At 63.7% G+C, this 20,416-nt stretch carries 23 protein-coding genes; 18 read left to right on the top strand and 5 right to left on the bottom strand.

Translation table 11 applies throughout. The features are described 5' to 3' along the window. Positions 1–6 precede the first annotated feature (6 nt). From ACOYQJ_RS24390 to ACOYQJ_RS24435, 10 genes are all read left to right on the top strand, one after another. On the top strand, positions 7–1,677 hold the full coding sequence (locus ACOYQJ_RS24390; protein WP_422908509.1) for a DEAD/DEAH box helicase: 1,671 nt from the start codon (positions 7–9) through the stop codon (positions 1,675–1,677). Between the two features lie 224 nt (positions 1,678–1,901). Then, positions 1,902–2,102, top strand: coding sequence for a DUF6511 domain-containing protein (locus ACOYQJ_RS24395; protein WP_422908510.1), 201 nt, complete (start codon positions 1,902–1,904; stop codon positions 2,100–2,102). After that, positions 2,102–2,860 carry a hypothetical protein gene (locus ACOYQJ_RS24400; protein WP_422908511.1) on the top strand — a complete coding sequence of 253 codons (759 nt, stop codon included), beginning with the start codon at positions 2,102–2,104 and terminating at the stop codon, positions 2,858–2,860. The genes ACOYQJ_RS24395 and ACOYQJ_RS24400 overlap by 1 nt, the downstream gene beginning before the upstream one ends. Beyond that, a complete protein-coding gene (locus tag ACOYQJ_RS24405; protein ID WP_422908512.1) occupies positions 2,857–5,223 on the top strand; it encodes an AAA family ATPase in 2,367 nt (788 codons plus the stop codon). Before ACOYQJ_RS24400 ends, ACOYQJ_RS24405 begins: the two co-directional genes overlap by 4 nt. A 385-nt stretch (positions 5,224–5,608) precedes the next feature. Next, the gene (locus ACOYQJ_RS24410) at positions 5,609–6,145 is read left to right on the top strand and encodes a crossover junction endodeoxyribonuclease RuvC (RefSeq protein ID WP_500797228.1); all 537 of its coding nucleotides are present in this window, start codon (positions 5,609–5,611) and stop codon (positions 6,143–6,145) included. Next, a complete protein-coding gene (locus ACOYQJ_RS24415; RefSeq protein ID WP_500797229.1) occupies positions 6,142–6,348 on the top strand; it encodes a hypothetical protein in 207 nt (68 codons plus the stop codon). Before ACOYQJ_RS24410 ends, ACOYQJ_RS24415 begins: the two co-directional genes overlap by 4 nt. After that, on the top strand, positions 6,345–6,773 hold the full coding sequence (locus ACOYQJ_RS24420) for a DUF6362 family protein (protein ID WP_227445514.1): 429 nt from the start codon (positions 6,345–6,347) through the stop codon (positions 6,771–6,773). Before ACOYQJ_RS24415 ends, ACOYQJ_RS24420 begins: the two co-directional genes overlap by 4 nt. 412 nt (positions 6,774–7,185) lie before the next feature. Continuing rightward, positions 7,186–8,562 (top strand): site-specific DNA-methyltransferase, encoded by a 1,377-nt coding sequence (locus ACOYQJ_RS24425; protein ID WP_422908513.1) that lies wholly within the window; start codon positions 7,186–7,188, stop codon positions 8,560–8,562. A gap of 834 nt (positions 8,563–9,396) precedes the next feature. Next, positions 9,397–9,870: a hypothetical protein gene (locus tag ACOYQJ_RS24430; protein ID WP_422908514.1), complete on the top strand. Its 474-nt coding sequence runs from the start codon at positions 9,397–9,399 to the stop codon at positions 9,868–9,870. After that, complete coding sequence (locus ACOYQJ_RS24435; protein ID WP_422908515.1) at positions 9,867–10,136, top strand: DUF7220 family protein; 270 nt, start codon at positions 9,867–9,869, stop codon at positions 10,134–10,136. Before ACOYQJ_RS24430 ends, ACOYQJ_RS24435 begins: the two co-directional genes overlap by 4 nt. Here ACOYQJ_RS24435 and ACOYQJ_RS24440 read toward each other — a convergent pair. From ACOYQJ_RS24440 to ACOYQJ_RS24455, 4 genes are all read right to left on the bottom strand, one after another. Then, positions 10,133–10,687, bottom strand: coding sequence for a hypothetical protein (locus ACOYQJ_RS24440; RefSeq protein WP_422908516.1), 555 nt, complete (start codon positions 10,685–10,687; stop codon positions 10,133–10,135). The genes ACOYQJ_RS24435 and ACOYQJ_RS24440 overlap by 4 nt on opposite strands. Before the next feature lie 115 nt (positions 10,688–10,802). Beyond that, on the bottom strand, positions 10,803–11,369 hold the full coding sequence (locus ACOYQJ_RS24445; RefSeq protein WP_422908517.1) for a DUF3489 domain-containing protein: 567 nt from the start codon (positions 11,367–11,369) through the stop codon (positions 10,803–10,805). A gap of 95 nt (positions 11,370–11,464) precedes the next feature. Beyond that, entirely contained in the window at positions 11,465–11,683 is a 219-nt protein-coding gene (locus tag ACOYQJ_RS24450; protein ID WP_422908518.1) for a hypothetical protein, read from the bottom strand. A gap of 14 nt (positions 11,684–11,697) precedes the next feature. Beyond that, a complete protein-coding gene (locus ACOYQJ_RS24455) occupies positions 11,698–11,967 on the bottom strand; it encodes a hypothetical protein (protein ID WP_422908519.1) in 270 nt (89 codons plus the stop codon). 111 nt (positions 11,968–12,078) lie between these two features. Here ACOYQJ_RS24455 and ACOYQJ_RS24460 point away from each other — a divergent pair, with 111 nt between their 5' ends. The 8 genes from ACOYQJ_RS24460 (at position 12,079) to ACOYQJ_RS24495 (ending at position 19,781) form a co-directional block, all read left to right on the top strand. Next, the gene (locus ACOYQJ_RS24460) at positions 12,079–12,639 is read left to right on the top strand and encodes a hypothetical protein (protein ID WP_422908520.1); all 561 of its coding nucleotides are present in this window, start codon (positions 12,079–12,081) and stop codon (positions 12,637–12,639) included. Further along, entirely contained in the window at positions 12,587–14,590 is a 2,004-nt protein-coding gene (locus ACOYQJ_RS24465; protein WP_422908521.1) for a phage terminase large subunit family protein, read from the top strand. Before ACOYQJ_RS24460 ends, ACOYQJ_RS24465 begins: the two co-directional genes overlap by 53 nt. Beyond that, entirely contained in the window at positions 14,590–14,799 is a 210-nt protein-coding gene (locus ACOYQJ_RS24470) for a phage head-tail joining protein (protein ID WP_422908522.1), read from the top strand. Before ACOYQJ_RS24465 ends, ACOYQJ_RS24470 begins: the two co-directional genes overlap by 1 nt. Then, positions 14,799–16,370 (top strand): phage portal protein, encoded by a 1,572-nt coding sequence (locus ACOYQJ_RS24475; RefSeq protein WP_422908523.1) that lies wholly within the window; start codon positions 14,799–14,801, stop codon positions 16,368–16,370. The genes ACOYQJ_RS24470 and ACOYQJ_RS24475 overlap by 1 nt, the downstream gene beginning before the upstream one ends. A 5-nt stretch (positions 16,371–16,375) precedes the next feature. Next, positions 16,376–18,430: a prohead protease/major capsid protein fusion protein gene (locus tag ACOYQJ_RS24480; RefSeq protein ID WP_422908524.1), complete on the top strand. Its 2,055-nt coding sequence runs from the start codon at positions 16,376–16,378 to the stop codon at positions 18,428–18,430. 78 nt (positions 18,431–18,508) lie between these two features. Beyond that, entirely contained in the window at positions 18,509–18,844 is a 336-nt protein-coding gene (locus ACOYQJ_RS24485; RefSeq protein ID WP_422908525.1) for a DUF2190 family protein, read from the top strand. Beyond that, positions 18,844–19,155 carry a head-tail joining protein gene (locus tag ACOYQJ_RS24490; RefSeq protein WP_422908526.1) on the top strand — a complete coding sequence of 104 codons (312 nt, stop codon included), beginning with the start codon at positions 18,844–18,846 and terminating at the stop codon, positions 19,153–19,155. The genes ACOYQJ_RS24485 and ACOYQJ_RS24490 overlap by 1 nt, the downstream gene beginning before the upstream one ends. Then, on the top strand, positions 19,152–19,781 hold the full coding sequence (locus ACOYQJ_RS24495; RefSeq protein ID WP_422908527.1) for a DUF6441 family protein: 630 nt from the start codon (positions 19,152–19,154) through the stop codon (positions 19,779–19,781). Before ACOYQJ_RS24490 ends, ACOYQJ_RS24495 begins: the two co-directional genes overlap by 4 nt. Here the strand turns inward: ACOYQJ_RS24495 and ACOYQJ_RS24500 are convergent. After that, on the bottom strand, positions 19,778–20,416 hold a 639-nt coding region (locus ACOYQJ_RS24500; RefSeq protein WP_422908528.1), incomplete at its 5' end, for a hypothetical protein. The genes ACOYQJ_RS24495 and ACOYQJ_RS24500 overlap by 4 nt on opposite strands.

The following is a 20,416-nucleotide window of genomic DNA, read 5'->3' on the forward strand; positions in this document are numbered from 1 at the left end:
CGCGCCATGCGCCTTCGTCCGCGCCAGAGCCTCTTCGTGGAGCGCAGCCTCGCTGCGCTCTGCGATCACGGCAACACGCTCAGCATTGCATCGACCGGCTTCGGCAAGACGATCGCGCTCTCCGCTGTCGTCGCGCGCTCCATCGAGGGCAGCGATGCCAAAGCCTGCATTCTCGCCCATCGCGATGAGCTCACGTCACAAAACCGAACCAAGTTCGGCCGGGTTGCGCCGGAGATCACGACCTCGGTGGTCGACGCCGGGAGCAAGGATTGGGCCGGTCAGGCGACCTTCGCCATGGTGCCGACGCTGACTCGTCCCGGCAATCTCGCAGAGATGCCCGCGCTCGATCTGCTGGTGATTGACGAAGCGCACCACGCCGTCGCCGACAGTTATCGCCGGATCATCGATCACGCGCACAGCGCCAATCCCGATTGCCGGATCTTCGGCGTCACGGCAACGCCGAACCGGGGCGATCGCAAGGGTCTGCGCGAGATTTTCGACAACGTCGGCGATCAGGTTCGGCTGGGGGAATTGATCGCCTCGGGCCATCTCGTGCCGCCGCGCACCTTCATCATCGACGTCGGCGTGCAGGATGAACTGCGCGCGGTGCGCAAGACACTGTCGGATTTCGACATGACAGAGGTGGCGGGCATCATGAACCGCGCCCCGGTCACCGACGAGGTGATCCGGCATTGGCGCGAGAAAGCCAGCGACCGGCCCACGGTCGTCTTCTGCTCCACCGTCGCTCATGCCGAGAATGTCGCCGCGGCGTTCAACGACGCGGACATCGCGGCTGCTGTCCTCCATGGCGACTTGGACGGGGCAACCCGGCGCAGGATCCTCGCCGCCTATGCGTCGGGCGAAATCCGGGTGATCGTCAACGTTTCGGTTTTGACGGAGGGCTGGGACCATCCGCCGACCTCCTGTGTCGTGTTGCTGCGACCCTCGTCCTACAAATCCACAATGATCCAGATGATCGGCCGTGGTCTGCGCACGGTCGAGCTGGAGGAATATCCAGGCGTCGTCAAGACCGACTGCATCGTGTTGGATTTCGGGACGTCGAGCCTGACGCATGGCACGCTGGAACAGGATGTAGACCTGGACGGTCGCAAACCGGTGCCCGGACCGGCACCGAGTAAGACTTGCCCTGAATGCGAGGCGCAGATCCCGATCGCTGTCACCGAATGCCCGTTCTGCGGCGCCGACCTGTCGCAGGAAGGCTCGGCCCCGATCGACAGCTTCATCATGTCCGAGATCGACCTGCTGAAACGCTCCAGTTTCGCATGGGTTGACCTCTTCGGCGACGATGCGGCCCTAATGGCCAACGGGTTCAACGCCTGGGGCGGGATCTTCTTCCTTGAGGGCCGTTGGCACGCTGTCGGCGGCGGCAAAGGTCAAGTGTCCCGACTGCTTGGTGTGGGCGAACGAGCGATCTGCCTCGCGCAGGCTGACGACTGGCTCAACACCCATGAGACCGACGAGAGCGCCTTCAAATCGAAGAGCTGGCTGAAACAGGCCGCGACCGAGAAGCAGTTGCAGTACCTGCCGACGGAATTTCGCAGCGACTATGGCCTCACCCGTTATCGCGCTTCGACGCTGATGACCTTCAAATTCAACAAGCGCGATATCCGACAGTTGGTCGGCCGGGCTGCCCTGTCCCTCGTGAGGGCCGCGTGAGCAATGTCGCGCAAATCCCATCCCCGGCCGAACCGGCTTCGCATTGCCCGGGCTTTGACCGCCTCTGGCATCCGCGCGGCACGCTCTGCGCAGTCTGCATATCCCGCACCCGCGGCTTCGGCTGGTTCAATCCGCATCGGCCACGCGGCAAACGCACATATCGCTGGTTCTGCTCAATGGGCTGCCAGGCGGCTTTCACACTCAAAGCTCGGAAAGGATTGAGATTGGTCGATTTTACTGAAGAGGAAACGCAGGCGCTGCCCGCTGTGATGCGCGCGCTCGGCCCCGAGATGGAACGGATCGGCTGGGACCGGCCGCTGGGCCAGCTGACCCAGAACGACATGCACCGTCTGATCGTGATCACCGTAGAGGCGTTTCGTGCCGAAATGGCCGAGATCGCTGCCCAGTCGGAGATCCCGTTCTGATGCTGGATTTCAACCCACGCCCCTCCATGGCCGACCGGATCAACGCGCTGGTCGACGCGGCCCTCATCGCCGAGCGCGAGGCCACGCCGTCCCGGACCTATCTCGGGGCATCCCGCCTCGGGCATGCCTGCGAACGCTTGCTTCAGTTCGAGTTCGCCGGTGCGCCCAAGGATGAGGGTGCCGATTTCAGCGGTCAGACGTTGCGGATCTTCGCCATCGGCCATCAGCTCGAGGATCTCGCGATCCGCTGGCTGCGCGCGGCCGGGATCGATCTGGTGACCCAAAAACGCGATGGCGGCCAGTTCGGCTTCTCCGTCGCGGGCGGTCGCATCCGCGGCCATGTCGACGGGATCATCGCTGATGCCCCGGCAGCACTTGGTCTGCGCGCCCCGGCACTCTGGGAATGCAAGACGATGAACGCCAAGAACTGGCGCGCCTGCGTCAAGGAAGGGGTCACGGTTTCCAAGCCCGTCTACGCTGCCCAGATCGCGATCTACCAGGCCTACATGGAAGCCTCGGTGCCGGGGATTTCGGCCGCACCCGCGCTGTTCACCGCGATCAACAAGGACACCGCAGAACTGCACCATGAATTGGTGCCCTTCGATGCCGACCTTGCTCAACGTATGTCCGACCGCGCCGTGCGGATCCTGCAGGCCACCGACGCAGGTGATCTGCTGCCTCGTATCGCGGCCAATCGCGACTTCTTCGAGTGCCGGTTCTGCGCGCACGCCGAGCGGTGTTGGGGGCTGACTGCATGACCGACGAGCCCAGCGATCCATCCGACTCCGACCAGGACACACCCATGCGCGACGACACCACGCCCGATGAGCCCAAGGAAAATATCGTCCACTTCAACCCGTGGCGCGACTTCAACGACGCGGCCCCGCAGATCGACGTGTTTGGCGACGAGCCCGACCCCGAGCAGATCGCCCAGTTCATGCAAGTCGTCTTCGGCTATTGCGATGGTCTGATCCCGGTCCGCAGTTTCATCGACAAGGGCCAGGGCATCGATGGCCGCCCGCATAACATCTGGCTTGAGGCAGATCAGGCCGCGCCCGAAAAGATGGCGACCTTCGCGACGTGGGCCTCACGCGAAGGGGCAGCCGTCTATGTGATCCCCGGCACAGTCGCTGCCCCCGGACAGGCCAAGGCTGCGGAAATCCTGCAGATGCAGACCGTCGTGGTCGACCTGGACACCGGCGATATCGCGGCCAAGCGCGCCCACTTGGAGCGCCATCTCGGTGCGCCAACCATGGTTGTGGAGAGCGGCGGCGTGACGCCCGAGGGGCAGCGGAAAGCGCATGTCTGGTGGACGCTGACCGAGCCTGCCGAAGGTGACGACATCGCCCGTGTCTGCCGTCTGCGCGGCGACATCGCGGCCAAGGTCGGTGGCGACATGCATTTTCGTTCCGCACACCAGCCGATCCGGGTGGCGGGCAGCGTTTATTACAAGAACAGCCTGAAAACGCAGGTCCGCATCGTTGAACTGCACCCGGACCGCGAGCGCGACCTAGCCGAGCTCATCGAGGCCGTGACCGACATGCCGCCCGCGCCGGGGGTGTCCCTACAGCCCGAGTTCACCCATCCGGATAAACCGGCAATGGACGATGTGCTGGTCACGCCGGTGCGCGAGGGCGCGCAAGACGATTGGTCCCGCTTCGAAGGGGCATCAGCCGCGATCGGGCATTTCATCCGCATGGTCCACGAGGGCCGGATGACTAAGGACGAGGGCTGGGAAGGCATCTGTGGCTACAACGCCGCCATGCTGCGGCCTCAGTGGCCGGTGGAACGGCTCAAGCGCGAGTCCGAGCGGCTCTGGAACCGGCATGTCGAGAAATACGGACCGCCCCTGATCCGGCTGACCAATGGTGCACCGGGGCCGGAGGACATGCCTGCCTTCACGCTCGGCGCGTTGCTGGACGACCAGAGCCCCATGCCGCAGGACATCATTGCACCGCGTGTGCTGACGCCAGGCGGGCTGCTGGTGCTGGGTGGCGCGCCGAAGGTCGGCAAGAGCGACCTTCTGATCTCCTGGCTCGTTCACATGGCGGCTGGCGTGCCGTTCCTCGGCTTCACACCACCACGCCCGCTGCGCATTTTCTACCTGCAGGCCGAGATCCAGTATCACTACCTGCGCGAACGCCTGAAGCAGATTGCCCTGCCGCCAGAGGTGTTGGCCGCAGCCCGCGATACCTTCGTCGCCACGCCCAAGCTCAAGATGCTGCTCGATAATGAAGGAAGCGTGCGGGTCGCGCGCGCCGTGCAAACAGCCTTCCCGGAGGCACCGCCCGACATCCTCTGCGTCGACCCGATCCGCAACCTTTTTGATGGCGGGCCCGATGGCGCCGGCGAAAACGACAACACTGCCATGATGTTCTTCCTGAAGGAACGGGTCGAGGTTCTGCGCGACCATATCGACCCCGACTGCGGGGTGATCCTGATCCACCACACCAAGAAGCTCAGCAAGCAGCAGGTGAAGGACGATCCCTTCCTTGCGCTTTCTGGCGCCAGCGCCCTGCGCGGCTTCTACACCTCTGGCCTGATCCTGCACCGGCCCGATGAGGATTGCTCGCAGCGCAAGCTGGAGATCGAGCTGCGCAATGGCCCCGCGCTGCCGCCAAAGGTGATCGACAAGGTCGGTGGCCAATGGGTCGAGATCAACCCAATGAACGAACGCCTCGTCCGCCAGGACGTCGGCGCGAAACATGATGCCGAGCGCGATCGCAAGCGCGACGTCATTCTGTCGATCCTGATCGACGAGGCGGCAGAGGGCAAACTCTACACCTCGACCCAGTTTCGCGAGGCGTTCGAGAACCAGCGCGGCCTGGGCAGCCAGTTCACCATCCGCGACCGCATCAACGTGCTGGCCACCAAAGGCGACATCCGCTTTCTGCGCGACGGCACGAAATTCGGCCACTCCGTGGTCCGGTCCCGCTTCGGTTATCTCTGCGCCGAAGGCATGGTGTTCGGCCGCAAGGGCCGGATCGATCCGGAGACCGGGGAGGTCTTGGACAGCGTCATTCCGGTCGTCCCGAGCCACTACAAATCGCCCTCCAACGGGCAGTGCATGGACCTCGCAAACCCTTCCGATTGGTCAATCCGGGAGGAGGAAAATGCCTGATTTTGGCTTGTACGTCCTCTGTTCGACCTCAGGACAAACATGTTCGACCTCCGCCTTTGTTCGTCCTCAATCCAATGAAATCAATCACTTGGAGCGAAAAGAGGTCGAACATGTTGGTCCTCTTGTACGTCCTCTGTTCGTCCTCGAAACCGAAATGAATTCAGCGTCTTACGTTGATTGGAGGACGAACAATGAAAGCCCCCATACTACGTATGGGGAGGCCAACCGGCAGGTTTGGCCTCTCCTCCCATACGTCGGGGGGTATCCGCGCGCGCGGGCTCTGACGCTCCCAGCACATCCCGATCCGACGACGGCGGCCCGTACCGCCAAGCACATGACCGCCGTCGTCTTCCACCCCCGCAGCCAACCCGAAAAGGAGACCACGATGGCTGAAGCGACTCTGACCACCAGGATGCGGGAGGCAATCCCCGATCTGCCACCTGCCTTCCGCGCCGACCGCACATTGCTCGCGCTCGATCTCGGCACGACAACGGGCTGGGCCCTGCATGGCGCCGATGGGCTGATCACCAGCGGGACCGTGTCCTTCCGTCCAGGCCGCTTTGACGGCGGCGGCATGCGCTACCTGCGTTTCAGCAACTGGCTGGGCGAGTTGGACCGGCTGTCCGGGCCCATCGCCGCCATCTGGTTCGAGGAAGTCCGCCGCCACGCGGGCACCGACGCAGCCCATGTCTACGGCGGTCTGATGGCCACCCTGACCGCATGGGCCGAGCTGCGCGGCGTGCCCTACGAGGGCGTGCCCGTCGGCACCATCAAGCGGTTCGCCACCGGCAAGGGCAACGCCAACAAGGAGGCCATGATCGCCGCTGCCCGGTCGCGTGGGTTCAGCCCAGCTGACGACAATGAGGCCGATGCTATCGCGATCCTGTTCTGGGCGCTCGAGACCAAGGGGGGCATGCAATGAGCGGAATGCGGTTTGTGCCCAAGGGCTATGGCGGGCATCGCCGCAGCCCTGACGACGTCAAACGCGACGGCTGGAAGGAACAGGGCCTGCTGGCTGTGGCCGTCGACGACCACCGCTTGACCTGGCCGGAACGGGAGTTGGTCCGGCAGCTCGGGGAGAAACTGTACGGGCAGTGCCCGCGAGATCGGGAGGTGTCACAATGACGGACTGGACACCCGAGTTGGTCGAAGAGCGGCTCGCCGAAGCCGCCTTCGTTCTGAAGCGCCTGCCAGAGCCCCGCAGGCAGGGGTATTTCAGCACATGGCCCGAGATGGTTTACAGCTTCGCCGACAAGGTGGGCCAGGAGCCGAAGCCCATGCGCGTGTTGCCCTCGCCGCAGGCGATCAGCCGGATGGAGGAGACGCTGACCTGGACGGCCTGCCTCGAGCCCATCGACGGCAAGATCGTCTGGATGAAAGCGCATGGCGAACGCTGGAAGGAGATCTGCTGGGCGGTCGGTCTGCAGCGCTCTGCCGCCCACCAGCACTGGCAATTCGGGATTTCCGTCATCGCGCTCACGCTCAACAGACGACGGTTCAACCGCAACATGTCGAAGCGCCGCGTGATCGAACTGGCAGCTGGCGCGTAAGCGCCCGCATCCACTAGGAAAGTGTCCGCCGGACAGTTTTCGATGAGACAGAAAGCCCGGCTGGGGGTTAGAAAAGGGATATACTCGGGAGAGGCGCGCGCGGGACGGCCCGCGCCGCTGGACCCCGGGGTCCACCGAAGGGTCCACTCGGGATCCAATTGGGTAACCCATTGGATTTTTGGTTCCTTCTGGGCCACTTTCGTATGCTGGCGGGCGAAGCGCGCAATATCGCCAGCGACAGGGCCGGTTTTTTGGGAAGCCACCCCGGCGGGCATCCAACTGCGATCCGCTGAAAACCACAACAAAACAAACCTTTGGAACCGGACACGTTCGGTGGCCGCTGGATCCCTGTCGGAGTCCAGGCTGGCTGCCGGTGTCCAGGGTTCCACCGAATTGAGGCGAACCGATCATCATGACCTTGAGCTTTGCCCCGGAGGCGATCGAGACCTGGCCGCTATCCAAGCTCCAGCCCTACGCGAAAAACGCGAAGGCGCACGGGGCAGATCAAGTCGCCAAGATCGCCGCCAGCATGGCCGAGTTTGGCTGGACCGTGCCTTGCCTCGTCGGCGAGGACGGCGAGTTGATCGCAGGCCATGGCCGGGTGCTGGCGGCGACACAACTGGGGCTGACCGAAGCGCCGGTGATCGTGCTCGGGCACCTGACCGAGGCGCAGCGCCGGGCCTATCGCATCGCCGACAACAAGCTGACGGAACTCGGCACCTGGGACGAGGCGCTGCTATCGGCCGAACTGAACGATCTGCTGGCGGAGGATTTCGACCTGTCGCTGGTCGGCTTCTCCGACGGCGAGTTGGACAAGCTGCTGGCCTTCGTGCCGGAGGGGGACGGAGAAGAGGGCGCCGCCGGAGGCTCGGTGCCGCCGGTGACCATCCCCGAACCGCCGCGCAACCCGGCGTCGCGGACGGGCGATCTGTGGATCCTCGGCGAGCACCGCCTCCTCTGCGGTGACAGCACCAGCGCCGCCGATGTGCACCGTCTGATGAATGGCGAGCGGGCGATCCTGTTCGCGACCGACCCGCCGTATCTTGTGGACTATGACGGTTCGAACCATCCAACCCGCAACAAGGACTGGTCGGCGTCCTATGGCACGACCTGGGATGACAGTTCGCAGGGGGCGGAACTTTACGACGGCTTTATCGCGGCTGCGGTCGCCGAAGCCATCGCCGAAAATGCAGCCTGGTATTGCTGGCACGCCTCGCGCCGACAGGCGATGCTCGAGGCCTGCTGGGAAAAGGCCGGGGCCTTTGTCCATCAACAGATCATCTGGGTGAAAGACCGCGGGGTTCTGACCCGGTCGCATTACCTGTGGAAGCACGAACCCTGCTTCATGGGCTGGCGCCGCCCGAACCGCCCGCCGAAGGTGGCCGAGGAAACCCTGCCGTCCACATGGGCGCTGCCGAGCTTTGCCAAGGACGAACGCCCCGACCATCCGACGCCGAAACCACTCGACGCCTTCGGGATTCCGATGCGCCAGCATGTGGCGCGCGGCGGTCTTTGCTACGAGCCATTCTGCGGTTCTGGCTCGCAGGTCATGGCGGGCGAGGCCAACGGTCGTCGCGTCTTCGCGATGGAAATCAGCCCGGCCTATGTCGATGTCGCCGTGGAGCGCTGGCAGGCCGAGACCGGCAAGGACGCAACCCTCGACGGCGACGGCCGGACCTTCGCGCAGGTGAGAACCGAGCGGCTGGGCAATGACGCCGAACCCACGGCCGATACGCCGGACACGGACGCCGCCCCCGAACCCGCGCGAAAGCGCAAGACCGCCGCGTGACTTGCATGACCTGGCTTTACCTTCCTCCGGAGACGCTTCCGGAGCCGGAGACGCATGCCTCTTCGGCCTCTCCCTCTGCTCCGGCGCAGGCGGGCTTGACTTCGGGCTCACCATCGCACTCCCCGGCCATCGAACTGTGGGCCCTGCCGAACGGGAAACCTACGCTGCGGCCACTCTCATAATGGGATAGCCGCACTGACCAATCTTCGTTGTAACGATCAAAAGAGGCTATCAATTGCCCCCGCAAGCAATCGCATTCTTAACAATGAGGCAGCCTACAAAAACTATCATCGCCAGGAGAACAGGTTACGTCAATTGGTCTACAAGTAATCCCTCGACTAAAAACCTTCGGACTGCTACGCCCGCGTTTTCTGATTTCATTGATTAGTAAAGTAGATCTGCGAGCCTCGCTTTCGACGGCTCGACGAAAACAGAGACTCTTCCCCCTCTCTTGGAACTCGGGTAAATTTGCTTGCGGCTCTGTTGCGCAATGGTAACAGACTCTGTCGCAAATAAACTTTCGCTGTTCTGAAATTTGCTTTGATCGATTCGAGCTGAGTCCTTGTTCCCTCGATAATACATATTCAAGCTCGGCATTTCGGGCGCAAAGCATCTCGCATCCCAATAATCTTGATTCAGCGAGCGCGGAAGAGCTTATCGATATGAAAGAAACAAAGAGAGCCAGCAAAGATAGATAAATTCTCTTTCCCATTTAAATTCCCCCTTGCTTGATTCATTATCAGAGAGGTGGCCGATTGTATCGGGTCCTCTCAAGGGCTTAAACGTCGCTGCCGCTCAGCCTAACAGATTTGGTGCGGCAATAATAGCCAAGGTATGGATGCGGTCACAATTTGGCCAACGCCGCAGACCGACAGTATCCGGCGCCGCGGCGGAGACCGGAAACGCGAGAAGGGTCTGGACGGCATGGCGCGGGACTGGCCGACGCCAATGGCGAACGACGGGAACAAGCCGAGTGCGGGCAACCGCAAGACGGCCGATCTGACCCATGTCAGCCGCATGTGGATGACGCCCACCGCGCGGGATCACAAGGATGGGGCGACGACATTGGCGAATACGCCGGTCAACGGCCTGCTTGGCCGCCAGGTCCTGGTGACGCCGATGGCTGGGAGCGATACCTCCGATGTGCGCCGTACCTTGAACCCGCTGTTCGTCGAGGCGCTGATGGGTTGGCCCACCGGGTGGACCGGCTTCGCCTCTGTGGCAACGGCGTGGTCCCCCTGGTTGCGGCGCATGCGCTGCGAACTCTCGCGGCTGAATTGCTGGCCGATGGATGAGGCGGCGGCATGAAGCAGTCGCGCCTCATGTCGCTGGTTGAGTCCGTCGCCAACGTGATCGTCGGCTACGGCGTCGCCGTCGTGACGCAGATCCTGATTTTCCCGGTCTTCGGGCTGCATACGACGCTGGCGCAGAACCTGAAGATGGGAGCGGTGTTCACGGTGGTGAGCATCGCCCGTTCCTTCGCATTGCGTCGGGTTTTTGAGGCGATCCGGACCCGGAAATTCTCTAGCGCGGACTTAAACGCTCTACGATCGCCCGAACGAACAACCGACTAGATGGAGTAACTGCCGAAGGGTTTTCCGAACTTCTCAACGCCCGACTTTCCCAGCAGCGTGAGTTTGTTGTGTAGCTTGTGGCCGGGAGACGCGTTTCGGGCTTCGCGCGCCCAGACCTCGGCATCTACCTCCCAGACATCGAAGTTGATCCCATCCGGAGTGAAAGCACAAAGAACGACATCGACCCGTTCGAGGAGCGTGTTGAGACATCCCCACTGGGTGTTGCGCCCCTTTGCCGTACGCAGGGTGGCTGGACGGCCGTCTGGTAATTTGAGCTCGGTTGCCACAGGGCTGATGAGCTCGCCAATTTGACTCGCGAGCGCCCGGCCAGCCGATCTGCCGAACTCATAGCCTTCGCGGCCTGTTACTTCATCCTGTCCACCGCCCGGCTTGGACGGTTTTGTCGATACGACCTTTGGTGCCTTCGGGAGAAAATCATCCAAGGCACGAACGGCTACTGATGCAGCTGATAGACTGGGGTTTTGGGTTAAGAATTCGCCGAGACGGGATGCCAGATTGGGATCCAGTCGAACTGTGATTGAGTCGACCATGCGCGCCACCTTTCAAGAGGGTTGATGCACGCATCTTGCAGGCTGACGACAGGATTCGTCAAGAGGTATGCTGCATACCTCTTGACGTCTTATGATTCCGAGATGCTGCGTAAAATCAATCGAGGCGGTAGACCCGTCCCCGGTTCTCGACCTTCTCCGAGTTGACCTCGAGCCCGAGCTTCTTTTTCAGCGTTCCGGCCATCGCCCCGCGCACCGTGTGCGACTGCCAGCCCGTCGCGGCCATGATCTCCTCGATGGTCGCGCCGTCCGCCGCGCGCAGCATGGTGATCAGCGTTGCCTGCTTGGTGCCCTCGCGCGGCGTGCGCGCCTTGGGCGCTTCCTCTGTTTCGGTGGGGGTGTCTGGCGTGGGCTCCTCGGTCGGCGCGTCGGTCGCGCCCGCAGGCGCGGTGTTCGCGTCCTCGGGTTCGATGCCGATGGCGGCGAGGCCCGCTTCGGTGGCGACCAGCGTGATGCCGTGGCCGTCGCCAGTCTCGCGCCAGATGGGCTCGCCGGTGCGCATGTCGGCATCGACTTCTTCGAGGAAACCCTTGGTGAGCATCGCGCCAACGACCTTTGCGGCGGCCCCGCCGCGCAGGCTGTCGGGCAGTGGCAGGGCAATGCGGTCCTCGTTCTGGGCCGCGCGCGACAGGATGATCGTCTGGGTGTCGGAAAGCTTGGTCATGGGATCGTCTCCGTGTTCGGACCGCGACCGTCGCGGTCTCCTACGACCCCAAGCCGCGCAGGGCGCGCGGCCGGAGTTCGGGCGTCGGCCCGTGGTCAGATCAGCCCGAGATCCCGCAGGAGCGCTGCGGCATCGGGCAACCGGTCGGTGGCGACGTCGATTGCGATGGTCATGCTGTCAGCGGTGAGGCGCGCCGGAACATTGGCCTCCTCGCGGAGCGATGCTGCGATCTCGTCGAGGACGGCTGGGATGCGGCTCGTGTCCCAAGGCTCGTTGAGGCCCCGAATGGCGATGCGGATGGTGCTGGTTTCCATGGCGTTTGCTCCGTTCATTCCGCGTGCTCGCCTTCGCTGAAGGCGCTGTCGGTGATGCGCTTTAGAAGGCCGGTGTAGTGCTGAAGGGTGCCGACATGGCCCCAGTTGATCTCGTCGGGTTGGGCGTTGAAATGGTCGTCGCTGAGGCTTGCCAAGCGGGCGAGCATCTCGTCGATCTCGGCTTTCTTGCCCATGAAGGCGTTGAGCGCTGCTTCCTTGTTCCGCGCAACCTTCTCGGCGCGCAGTTGGTGGCGGGGTGTGGTGATCGGGTTCGGGCGGGTCATCGCGGTGGCTCCGTTGTGAGTTGCATCGTTTTCGTAGGATCACGTTCGCTCTGGTGCGGAGGCATATCAACTACATAAGCACATGATTTTGAATGATAATCGGAGCGCGCAATGGAGGGTCTGAGCGAGCGCCAATACGCCGCCCGCGTTGGTCTTTCACGCGGGGCGATCCAGAAGGCCAAGGCGACGGGACGGTTGGTTCTGCATGCCGATGGCAGCATCGACGCGGTGGCGAGCGATGCCCTGCGCGCCGAGGCGACCGACCCATCCAAGACAAGAAAACCGCCGCAACCGAAACTCAAACCTGTCCCGGAGGCAGCCGTATCCGTCGTTGGCGAGACACTGCGTGAACAGGGTCTGGCGGCACCGCCGGTCGGCAGCGGCACTACGTTCCTGCAGGCCAAGACGGCCAACGAAGTGCTGAAGGCGCAGGAACGCCGTCTCCGGCTGCAAAAGCTGAAGGGCGAGTTGATCGATCGGGCCCGCGCGCTGTCGCTGGTCTTCCGGCTGGCGCGGCAGGAACGCGATGGCTGGGTCAACTGGCCCGCACGGGCGGCGGCGTTGATGGCGGCCGATCTGGGTGTGGAGCCCGCCGCAATGCAAAAGGTGCTGGAGAAACATGTCCGTGCGCAGCTCGACGATCTTGCCGAGGTCAAACCCGATCTCCGATGATGCGGACAATATGCCGGACTTCGATGGCGCGGCAGAGATCCTGCGCGCCTGGGGCGCGGGCCTCACGCCCGATCCGGACCTGACCGTGTCGGAATGGGCGGACCGGCACCGGTTGTTGTCGGGGCGCGCTTCGGCAGAACCGGGGCGTTATCGCACAGCCCGGACGCCCTACATGGGCGAGATCATGGACCGGCTGTCGCCCGGCGATCCAACACAGCGGATCGTATTCATGAAGGCGGCGCAGGTCGGCGCGACCGAGGCGGGCAACAACTGGATCGGGTTCGCGATACACCAGGCGCCGGGGCCCATGCTGGCGGTCCAGCCAACGGTGGAACTGGCGAAACGGAACTCACGACAACGGATTGATCCGTTGATCGACGAAAGCCCGGAATTGCGTGAGCGGGTCAAACCAGCGCGCTCGCGCGACGCGGGCAACACCATGCTGTCGAAGGAATTCGCCGGTGGCATCCTGATCATGACGGGAGCCAACTCGGCGGTCGGGCTGCGCTCCACCCCGGCGCGCTACATCTTCCTCGACGAGGTCGACGCCTATCCGGCATCGGCCGACGAGGAAGGCGACCCCGTCACGTTGGCCGAGGCGCGGTCGCTGACCTTCGCCCACCGGCGCAAGGTGTTCCTGGTGTCGACGCCCACCATCCGGGGGCTGAGCCGGATCGAGCGGGAGTTCGAGGCGAGTGACCAGCGCCGGTTCTTCGTGCCGTGCCCGCATTGCGGGGCGATGCAGTGGCTGAAGTTCGACCGGCTGCGCTGGCAGAAGGGCCGCCCGGAGACAGCGGAGTATCACTGCGAGGGCTGCGAGACGCCCATCGCGGAACATCACAAGACGGCGATGCTGGAGGGGGGCGAATGGCGGGCGACCGCCAAGGCCGCCGATCCGACCACGGTCGGGTATCACCTCTCGGCGCTTTACTCGCCCATCGGCTGGCTGAGTTGGGAGCGGATCGTGCGATCATGGGAAGCGGCCCAAGGGTCGGACGAGGCGATCAAGGCGTTCCGCAACACAATTCTGGGCGAGACTTGGGTCGAAACCGGCGAAGCCCCCGACTGGCAGCGGCTCTACGACCGGCGCGAGCGCTGGAAATCCGGCATGGTGCCAGCGGGCGGGTTGTTCCTGACCGCTGGGGCCGATGTGCAGAAGGACCGCATTGAGGTCGATGTGTGGGCCTGGGGCCGCGGGCTGGAAAGCTGGCTCGTCGATCACATCGTAGTCGAGGGCGGGCCCGACCGGCATGAGGCTTGGGGCGACCTAACCGAACTTCTCGGTCGGACTTGGCCGCATGAGCGTGGCGCGCATCTGAAGATCGCGCGGCTTGCGATCGATACCGGCTACGAGGCCCCGGCGGTCTATGGCTGGTCACGGGCCCAAGGCTTTGCGCAGGTGGCGCCCGTGAAAGGCGTGGAAGGGTTCAATCGCGCCAGCCCGGTGTCGGGCCCGACTTATGTGGACGCGACCGAAGGCGGCAAACGTCTGCGGCGTGGCGCGCGCCTCTGGACCGTGGCGGTGTCGACATTCAAGGCAGAGACATATCGCTTCCTTCGGCTTGAACGACCAACCGAGGAAGAACGTGCTGACGGCGCGGTCTTCTCGCCCGGCACGGTCCACTTGCCGCACTGGGTCGAGAACGAATGGCTGAAGCAGTTCGTCGCCGAGCAACTGGTCACCGTGCGCACCAAGCGCGGCTTCGCCCGGCTGGAATGGCAGAAGCTGCGCGAACGCAACGAGGCGCTGGACTGCCGGGTCTATGCGCGAGCCGCTGCCTGGATCGCGGGCGCGGATCGTTGGACCGACGAGAAATGGCGCGACCTCGAGGATCAGCTTGGGGTCGCCGACGCCTCTGCGGATCCCGCGGGGCAGATCAACAGGCAAGCGCAGACGTCGCAAGGCAAACGCCAATCCGACTGGCTCGGACGGCGCGGAGGATGGTTTTGATGACCGATTGGACGGAATCCGAATTGTCCGCGCTGCGCCGGGCCTATGCCAGCGGCACGACCCGGGTCAGCTATGATGGCAAATCCGTCGACTACGGCTCAGCCGAGGATTTACTGGCGCGCATCTGTACCATCGAACGCGCTATCGCGGGGACGACAAGGCCACTGCCGATCGCCGGTCTTGCGGGCTTCTCGCGCGGGGATCGCTGATGTCAGCCAACTGGTTTGATCATGCGATTGCCACGGTGGCCCCGCGTACTGCGGCCCGCCGTGTTCTCGCCAGGCAAGCGTTCGAGACGCTGACGCGGGGCTATGATGGCGCGGGCAAAGGGCGGCGGACCGAAGGCTGGCGCGCGCCGGGCACCTCGGCCGACACCGAGGTCGGCGTGGCCGGGGCGCTGCTGCGCGACCGGATGCGCGATCTGGTCCGCAACAATCCGCATGCGGCCAAGGCCGTGGCAGTGCTGGTGAACAACATCGTCGGCGCGGGCATCATGCCAAGGGCGGCGAGCGGCAACGACAAACTGGACCGGAAGGTCGATGCGCTCTTCGCGCAATGGTCGGACACGGCCGACGCCGATGGCCAGCTCGACTTCTACGGTCTGCAAACGCTGATCTGCCGCGAGATGGTCGAGGCAGGCGAGGTACTCGTACGCCGCCGCCTGCGCCGATCTTCGGACGGACTGCCGGTGCCGCTGCAATTGCAGGTGCTGGAGGCCGACTTCCTCGACGCCACGAAATCCGGCGCGCTCGGCGCGGATCGCCTGGTACAAGGGATCGAGTTCGACCCGGTCGGAAAGCGCCGGGCCTATTGGCTGCACGCCGAACACCCAGGCGACGCCTATGGCGCCTTGCAGAATGGACTTCAAAGCCGCCCGGTCCCTGCGACCGAGATCGCCCATGTGTATGAAAAGCAGCGCACGCAGGCTCGCGGTGTTCCTTGGGGCGCGCCGGTGATCCGGTCCTTGCGCGATCTCGACGACTATGAGGTTGCCGAACTGGTCCGAAAGAAAACCGAGGCCTGCGTGACCGCCATCGTCTTCGGCGATGACGAGGCGCAGCAGGGCATCGCGCCCTCTGTGGTCGATGCCGATGGCAACCGGGTCGAGCAGTTCGAACCGGGCCTTATCGCCTATGCGCGCGGCGGCAAGGATATCCGCTTCAACCAGCCGTCGGCCACCGGCGGCTACGGCGAATACAAGCGCGCCAGCCTGCACACGATCTCGGCCGGGTTCCGGGTGCCCTACGAATTGCTGACCGGGGATCTCAGCCAGGTGAACTATTCCTCGATCCGCGCCGGGCTTGTGGAGTTCCGCCGTCAGATCGACGCAGTGCAGTGGCAGCTGTTCATCCCGATGTTCTGCGCCCCGGTGTGGCGCTGGTTCACCGAAGCTGCATGGGCGGCGGGGCAGATCCCCACGCCGGATGTACCGGTCGAATGGTCGCCGCCGAAGTTCGAGGCGGTCGATCCGCAAAAGGACGCGATGGCCAACCTGCTGTCGATCCGATCCGGCACCATGACGCTGGCCGAGGTGATTGCCCGCCAGGGGCGCAACCCCGATGCGGTGCTTTCCGAGATCGCCGCGACCAACGCCAAGCTCGATGCACTTGGGCTGGTGCTCGACAGCGACCCGCGCCGCGTCACCAAGACCGGTAGCGCCCAAACAAGCGATCCGGCGAATGACCCCGTCGACGACGACCCGGCCAATGACCCGGCGAGCGATCCGGATGACGATCCCGATACGGACCCGGCGCGGCCCGACCCCGACCAACAGGACTGACCAACATGGACACGATGATCGAACTACCGGCCCTGCGCCGGTCGGCGGAGCTTACGCCGAACTCAGCCGATACCGAAGCCCGCACCGTCGAGGTGATCTGGTCGGCGGGGGCGCGCGTTCGCCGGTCGACCCTGTTCGGAGAGCCCTATGACGAGGAGCTCAGCCTCGATCCAACCCATGTGCGGCTGGATCGTCTGAACGCGGGCGCGCCGTTTCTGAAGGTGCACGAGGTCGACACGCTGGATGCCGTGATCGGCTCGGTCGTGCCGGGGTCTGCCCGCATCGAAAACGGTCGTGGCGTCGCGCAGGTCCGGATTTCTGAGCGCGCTGACGTCGAACCAATCTGGCGCGACATCCAAGCGGGCCACATCCGTGCGGTCTCCATCGGCTACCAGGTTCACCGTTTCGAGGTCTCGAAACCCGAAGCGGCCCGAGAGCTTTGGCGCGCGGTGGACTGGACACCCTTCGAGGTGTCCGCCGTGCCCGTTGGCGCGGACCCCGCCGCAGGCTTCCGCGCCCAATCCCCACTTCACGACTGCGTCCTCCATCGCCGGGACGTCCCATCCACCAACACAGGAGCCATCCCGATGACGGACAAATCCAATGCCCCGGCCGATGCGGCCAAAGACCAGCCCAGCGACGCCAATGCTGCCGAGGACACCACCATGACTGAACCGAATGCGGCTGTGGCCGAGCCGAAGGACGCTGCCGCCCAGACACGCGCGCAGCCGAAGCCGCAGAAGGCCGACACTGCCGCAGCACCCGATACCGAAGCTGTCGCGACCCGCGCTCGCGAGACGGAGCGTGACCGGGTGTCCACGATCTATGATCTTGCGGGCCGTCTGAACCTCGAGCGCAGCTTTGCTGAGGATCTGGTGAAGCGCGGAACGGATATCGGTGAGGCCCGGCGTCTGATCCTCGATCAGGTTGCTGCCAAATCCGAGGAAACCCGCACCTTCAGCCAGGTGTCGATCCCGTTGGGTGGCCGTGACGAGCAGATCACCCGCCGGGATGCCGTCGCGAATGCGCTGCTGCACCGCTACAGCCCGACACTCTTCACTCTGGAAGATGCCGCCCGCCAGTATCGCGGCATGACGCTCATGGAACTGGCGCGTGAAAGTCTTGGAAATGCGGGCGTGAACACGCGCGGTCTGTCTCGTGACGAGGTTGCGACGCGGGCGCTGCATTCGACGTCCGACTTCCCCGAGATCCTGTCGGCGGTCACCAACAAAACCCTGCGGCAGGCCTACGATGCCTATCCCCGGACCTTCATGCTGTTCTGCCGCCAGGTGCTGGCCACCGACTTCAAGGCGATGCACCGGGTGCAGCTCGGCGAAGCGCCGCAGCTTCTGGAGGTCGGTGAGAGCGGCGAGTTCAAGCGCGGCACGCTCGGCGAGAGCAAGGAGAGCTACAAGGTCAAGACCTATGGCCGGGTGGTCGCGATCACCCGCCAGACGCTGATCAATGATGATCTGGACGCCTTCACCCGCATCCCGGCAATGTACGGCAACTCCATTGCGCAGCTGGAATCGGACGTGGTCTGGGGTATCATCACCGCCAACCCGGCCATGGCCGATGGCAACGCCCTGTTCCACACCAACCACAAGAACCTCGCAGGGACCGGCGCAGCGCTGGCGGTCGATGCCGTGGGCGCGGCCCGTGCGGCGATGGCCAAGCAGACTGGTCTCGACAAGAAGACGGTGCTGAACGTGCGGCCTGCCTTCCTGATCGTGCCCGCATCGCTCGAACTGAAGGCCGAGCAGATGGTCGCCCAGAACCTGGTGCCCGCAGCGACGTCCAACGTCGTGCCGCAATCGATCCGTACGCTCGCGCCGATCAGCGAGCCCCGGCTTGATGCTGCCAGCGAGACCGCTTGGTATCTGGCGGCCAGTCCGAACCAGATCGACACCATCGAGTACGCTTATCTCGAGGGTCAGCAGGGTGCCTATATCGAGACCCGCAACGGCTTCGACGTCGACGGCGTCGAGATCAAGTGCCGCCTCGACTTCGGTGCAAAGGCCATCGATTGGCGCGGACTCTACAAGAACCCGGGCGCATAAACCGGGCCATCGCTGAAATCTCACCTCTGACGGGCGGTCCAATCGGGCCGCCCGTTCCTGTTTGCAAAGGATCCCGCAATGAAAAACTACGTCCAACCCGGCAACACCATCACCCTGACCGCGCCCTATGCTGTGACATCCGGCGACGGCCTGCTTGTTGGCTCCATTTTCGGCGTGGCCGCCGGGGATGCCGCTAATGCCGAAACGGTCGAGGCCGCGCTCGTCGGCATTTTCGATCTGAAAAAGGTCGCGTCCCAAGCCTGGTCGGCGGGCGACAAGGTCTATTGGGACAACACAAATAAGGAAGCCACCAAGACCGCCACGGCGAATACGCTGATCGGCGTGGCCGTTGAGGCTGTTGCGGGCGGCGCGGGCGATGTTATCGGCCGGGTGCGCCTGAACGCGAGCTTCTGATGACGGTGTTTGCCGCGATTCTGGATGCGCTGTTCGCGGATCCCAATATCGGGCGAGAGGCGGTCTACACCTCCGACGGCGGCGCGCCCGTGCTGGTGCGCGTCGTCTCCAGGCAGGCTAATGCCATCACCGACTTCGGCGACGCGCGGCTCTGGTCGGAAACGACCCGGGTCGACCTGCGCGTCGCGGAGGTTCCGGCCCCGCGTCCGGGTGACCGCTTGGAAATGGACGGCGATGCCTTCCTCATTCAGGGCGAGCCTGTCCGCGATCGCGAGCGGCTGGTCTGGACCGTGGATTTGCGCGCGGCATGAAGCTCAAGCTCGACATCGATCCGGATATTGTGGCCATGATGGCAGCGGAGGTCGCGGCGGGCGAACGCGCGGTGACTGCCGCCATGCGCGAGGCCGGGACCGGGCTCAAGACTGCCTGGCGCACGCAGATCACAGGCGCGGGACTCGGACGGCGGCTCGCCAACTCGATCCGCAACCAGAACTTCCCGAGGTCCGGCGAAAGCCTGGATGCGGCTGCGTTGGTCTGGTCCAAGGCACCGGTGATCGTGGGAGCCCACGACACCGGCCCGTTGATCCGCTCGAAGGACGGGTTTTGGCTGGCGATCCCGCTGCCCGCCGCAGGCAAGTCCACCCGCGGCGGTCGGATTACCCCCGGAGAATGGGAACGACGGCGCGGGCTGCGCCTGCGCTTCGTTTATCGTCGAACGGGTCCGAGTTTGTTGGTGGCGGAGGGACGGCTGAACACGAGAGGTCAGGCGGTGATGTCGCGCTCAAAGACCGGGCGCGGCAAGGTCACCGTGCCCATCTTCCTGCTGGTCCCGCAGGTCAAATTGCCGAAGCGGCTTGACCTCGACCGCGACGCTGAGCGGGCGCTGGATAGCGTTCCGGGGCTGATCGTGGCGAATTGGGTGGAGGGAAGAATTTAGCGCTGCCTTTTCATGATGTCAGACGTGTATCCGCGCTTTAACTTTTTCGATTTTGAGAAGTATCCGATTTCAGTGTCGAACAAATCTGAAACTCGAGAAAGATTATCTTTCAGTGTTTTGTGGCTGATCGCGGTGTCCTTGATTGTAAACATTAAGTGATAAAGGGCGGGCCAAAACACCGCAGCTGTCGTGAAGGGGATATCCTCTCTCGGTCCGACCACTGAGTAACACTCAGTTTTCGGGATAATCTCCTTCGCCATGTCCTCATGAACCATGGAGCATGCAGAGAGAAACAATCGTCTGCCCTTCAGATGTGGGGCGAGAATCTCTGCGAGTTCGTCGTAGTCGATCTCTTCTTGGTTGGTCGTACACATTCCTTCGGGTTCGGCATGCGCAGAAATATGCAGATACCGGTAGTTTGATTTGCCAAACTCGAGAGCCGCTTGCTCGAACTGTTCCCTCGTTCGCACATAGGAATAAATAGGGCTTTTCCCGTGAAGACGCAGCACGTGCGAAACAACGCTGCCTTCAAAGCGGCCATTTCCCTCGTCGTCTGGATCTAGGCCGTGTTGACAAAAGGGATTTCCACCGGGCGCTGATCGTGATTCAAGCTGGTATCTGCAATGGAGAACAAC

The organism is Pacificoceanicola algae, from assembly GCF_049341065.1.
Taxonomy (GTDB): domain Bacteria; phylum Pseudomonadota; class Alphaproteobacteria; order Rhodobacterales; family Rhodobacteraceae; genus Pacificoceanicola.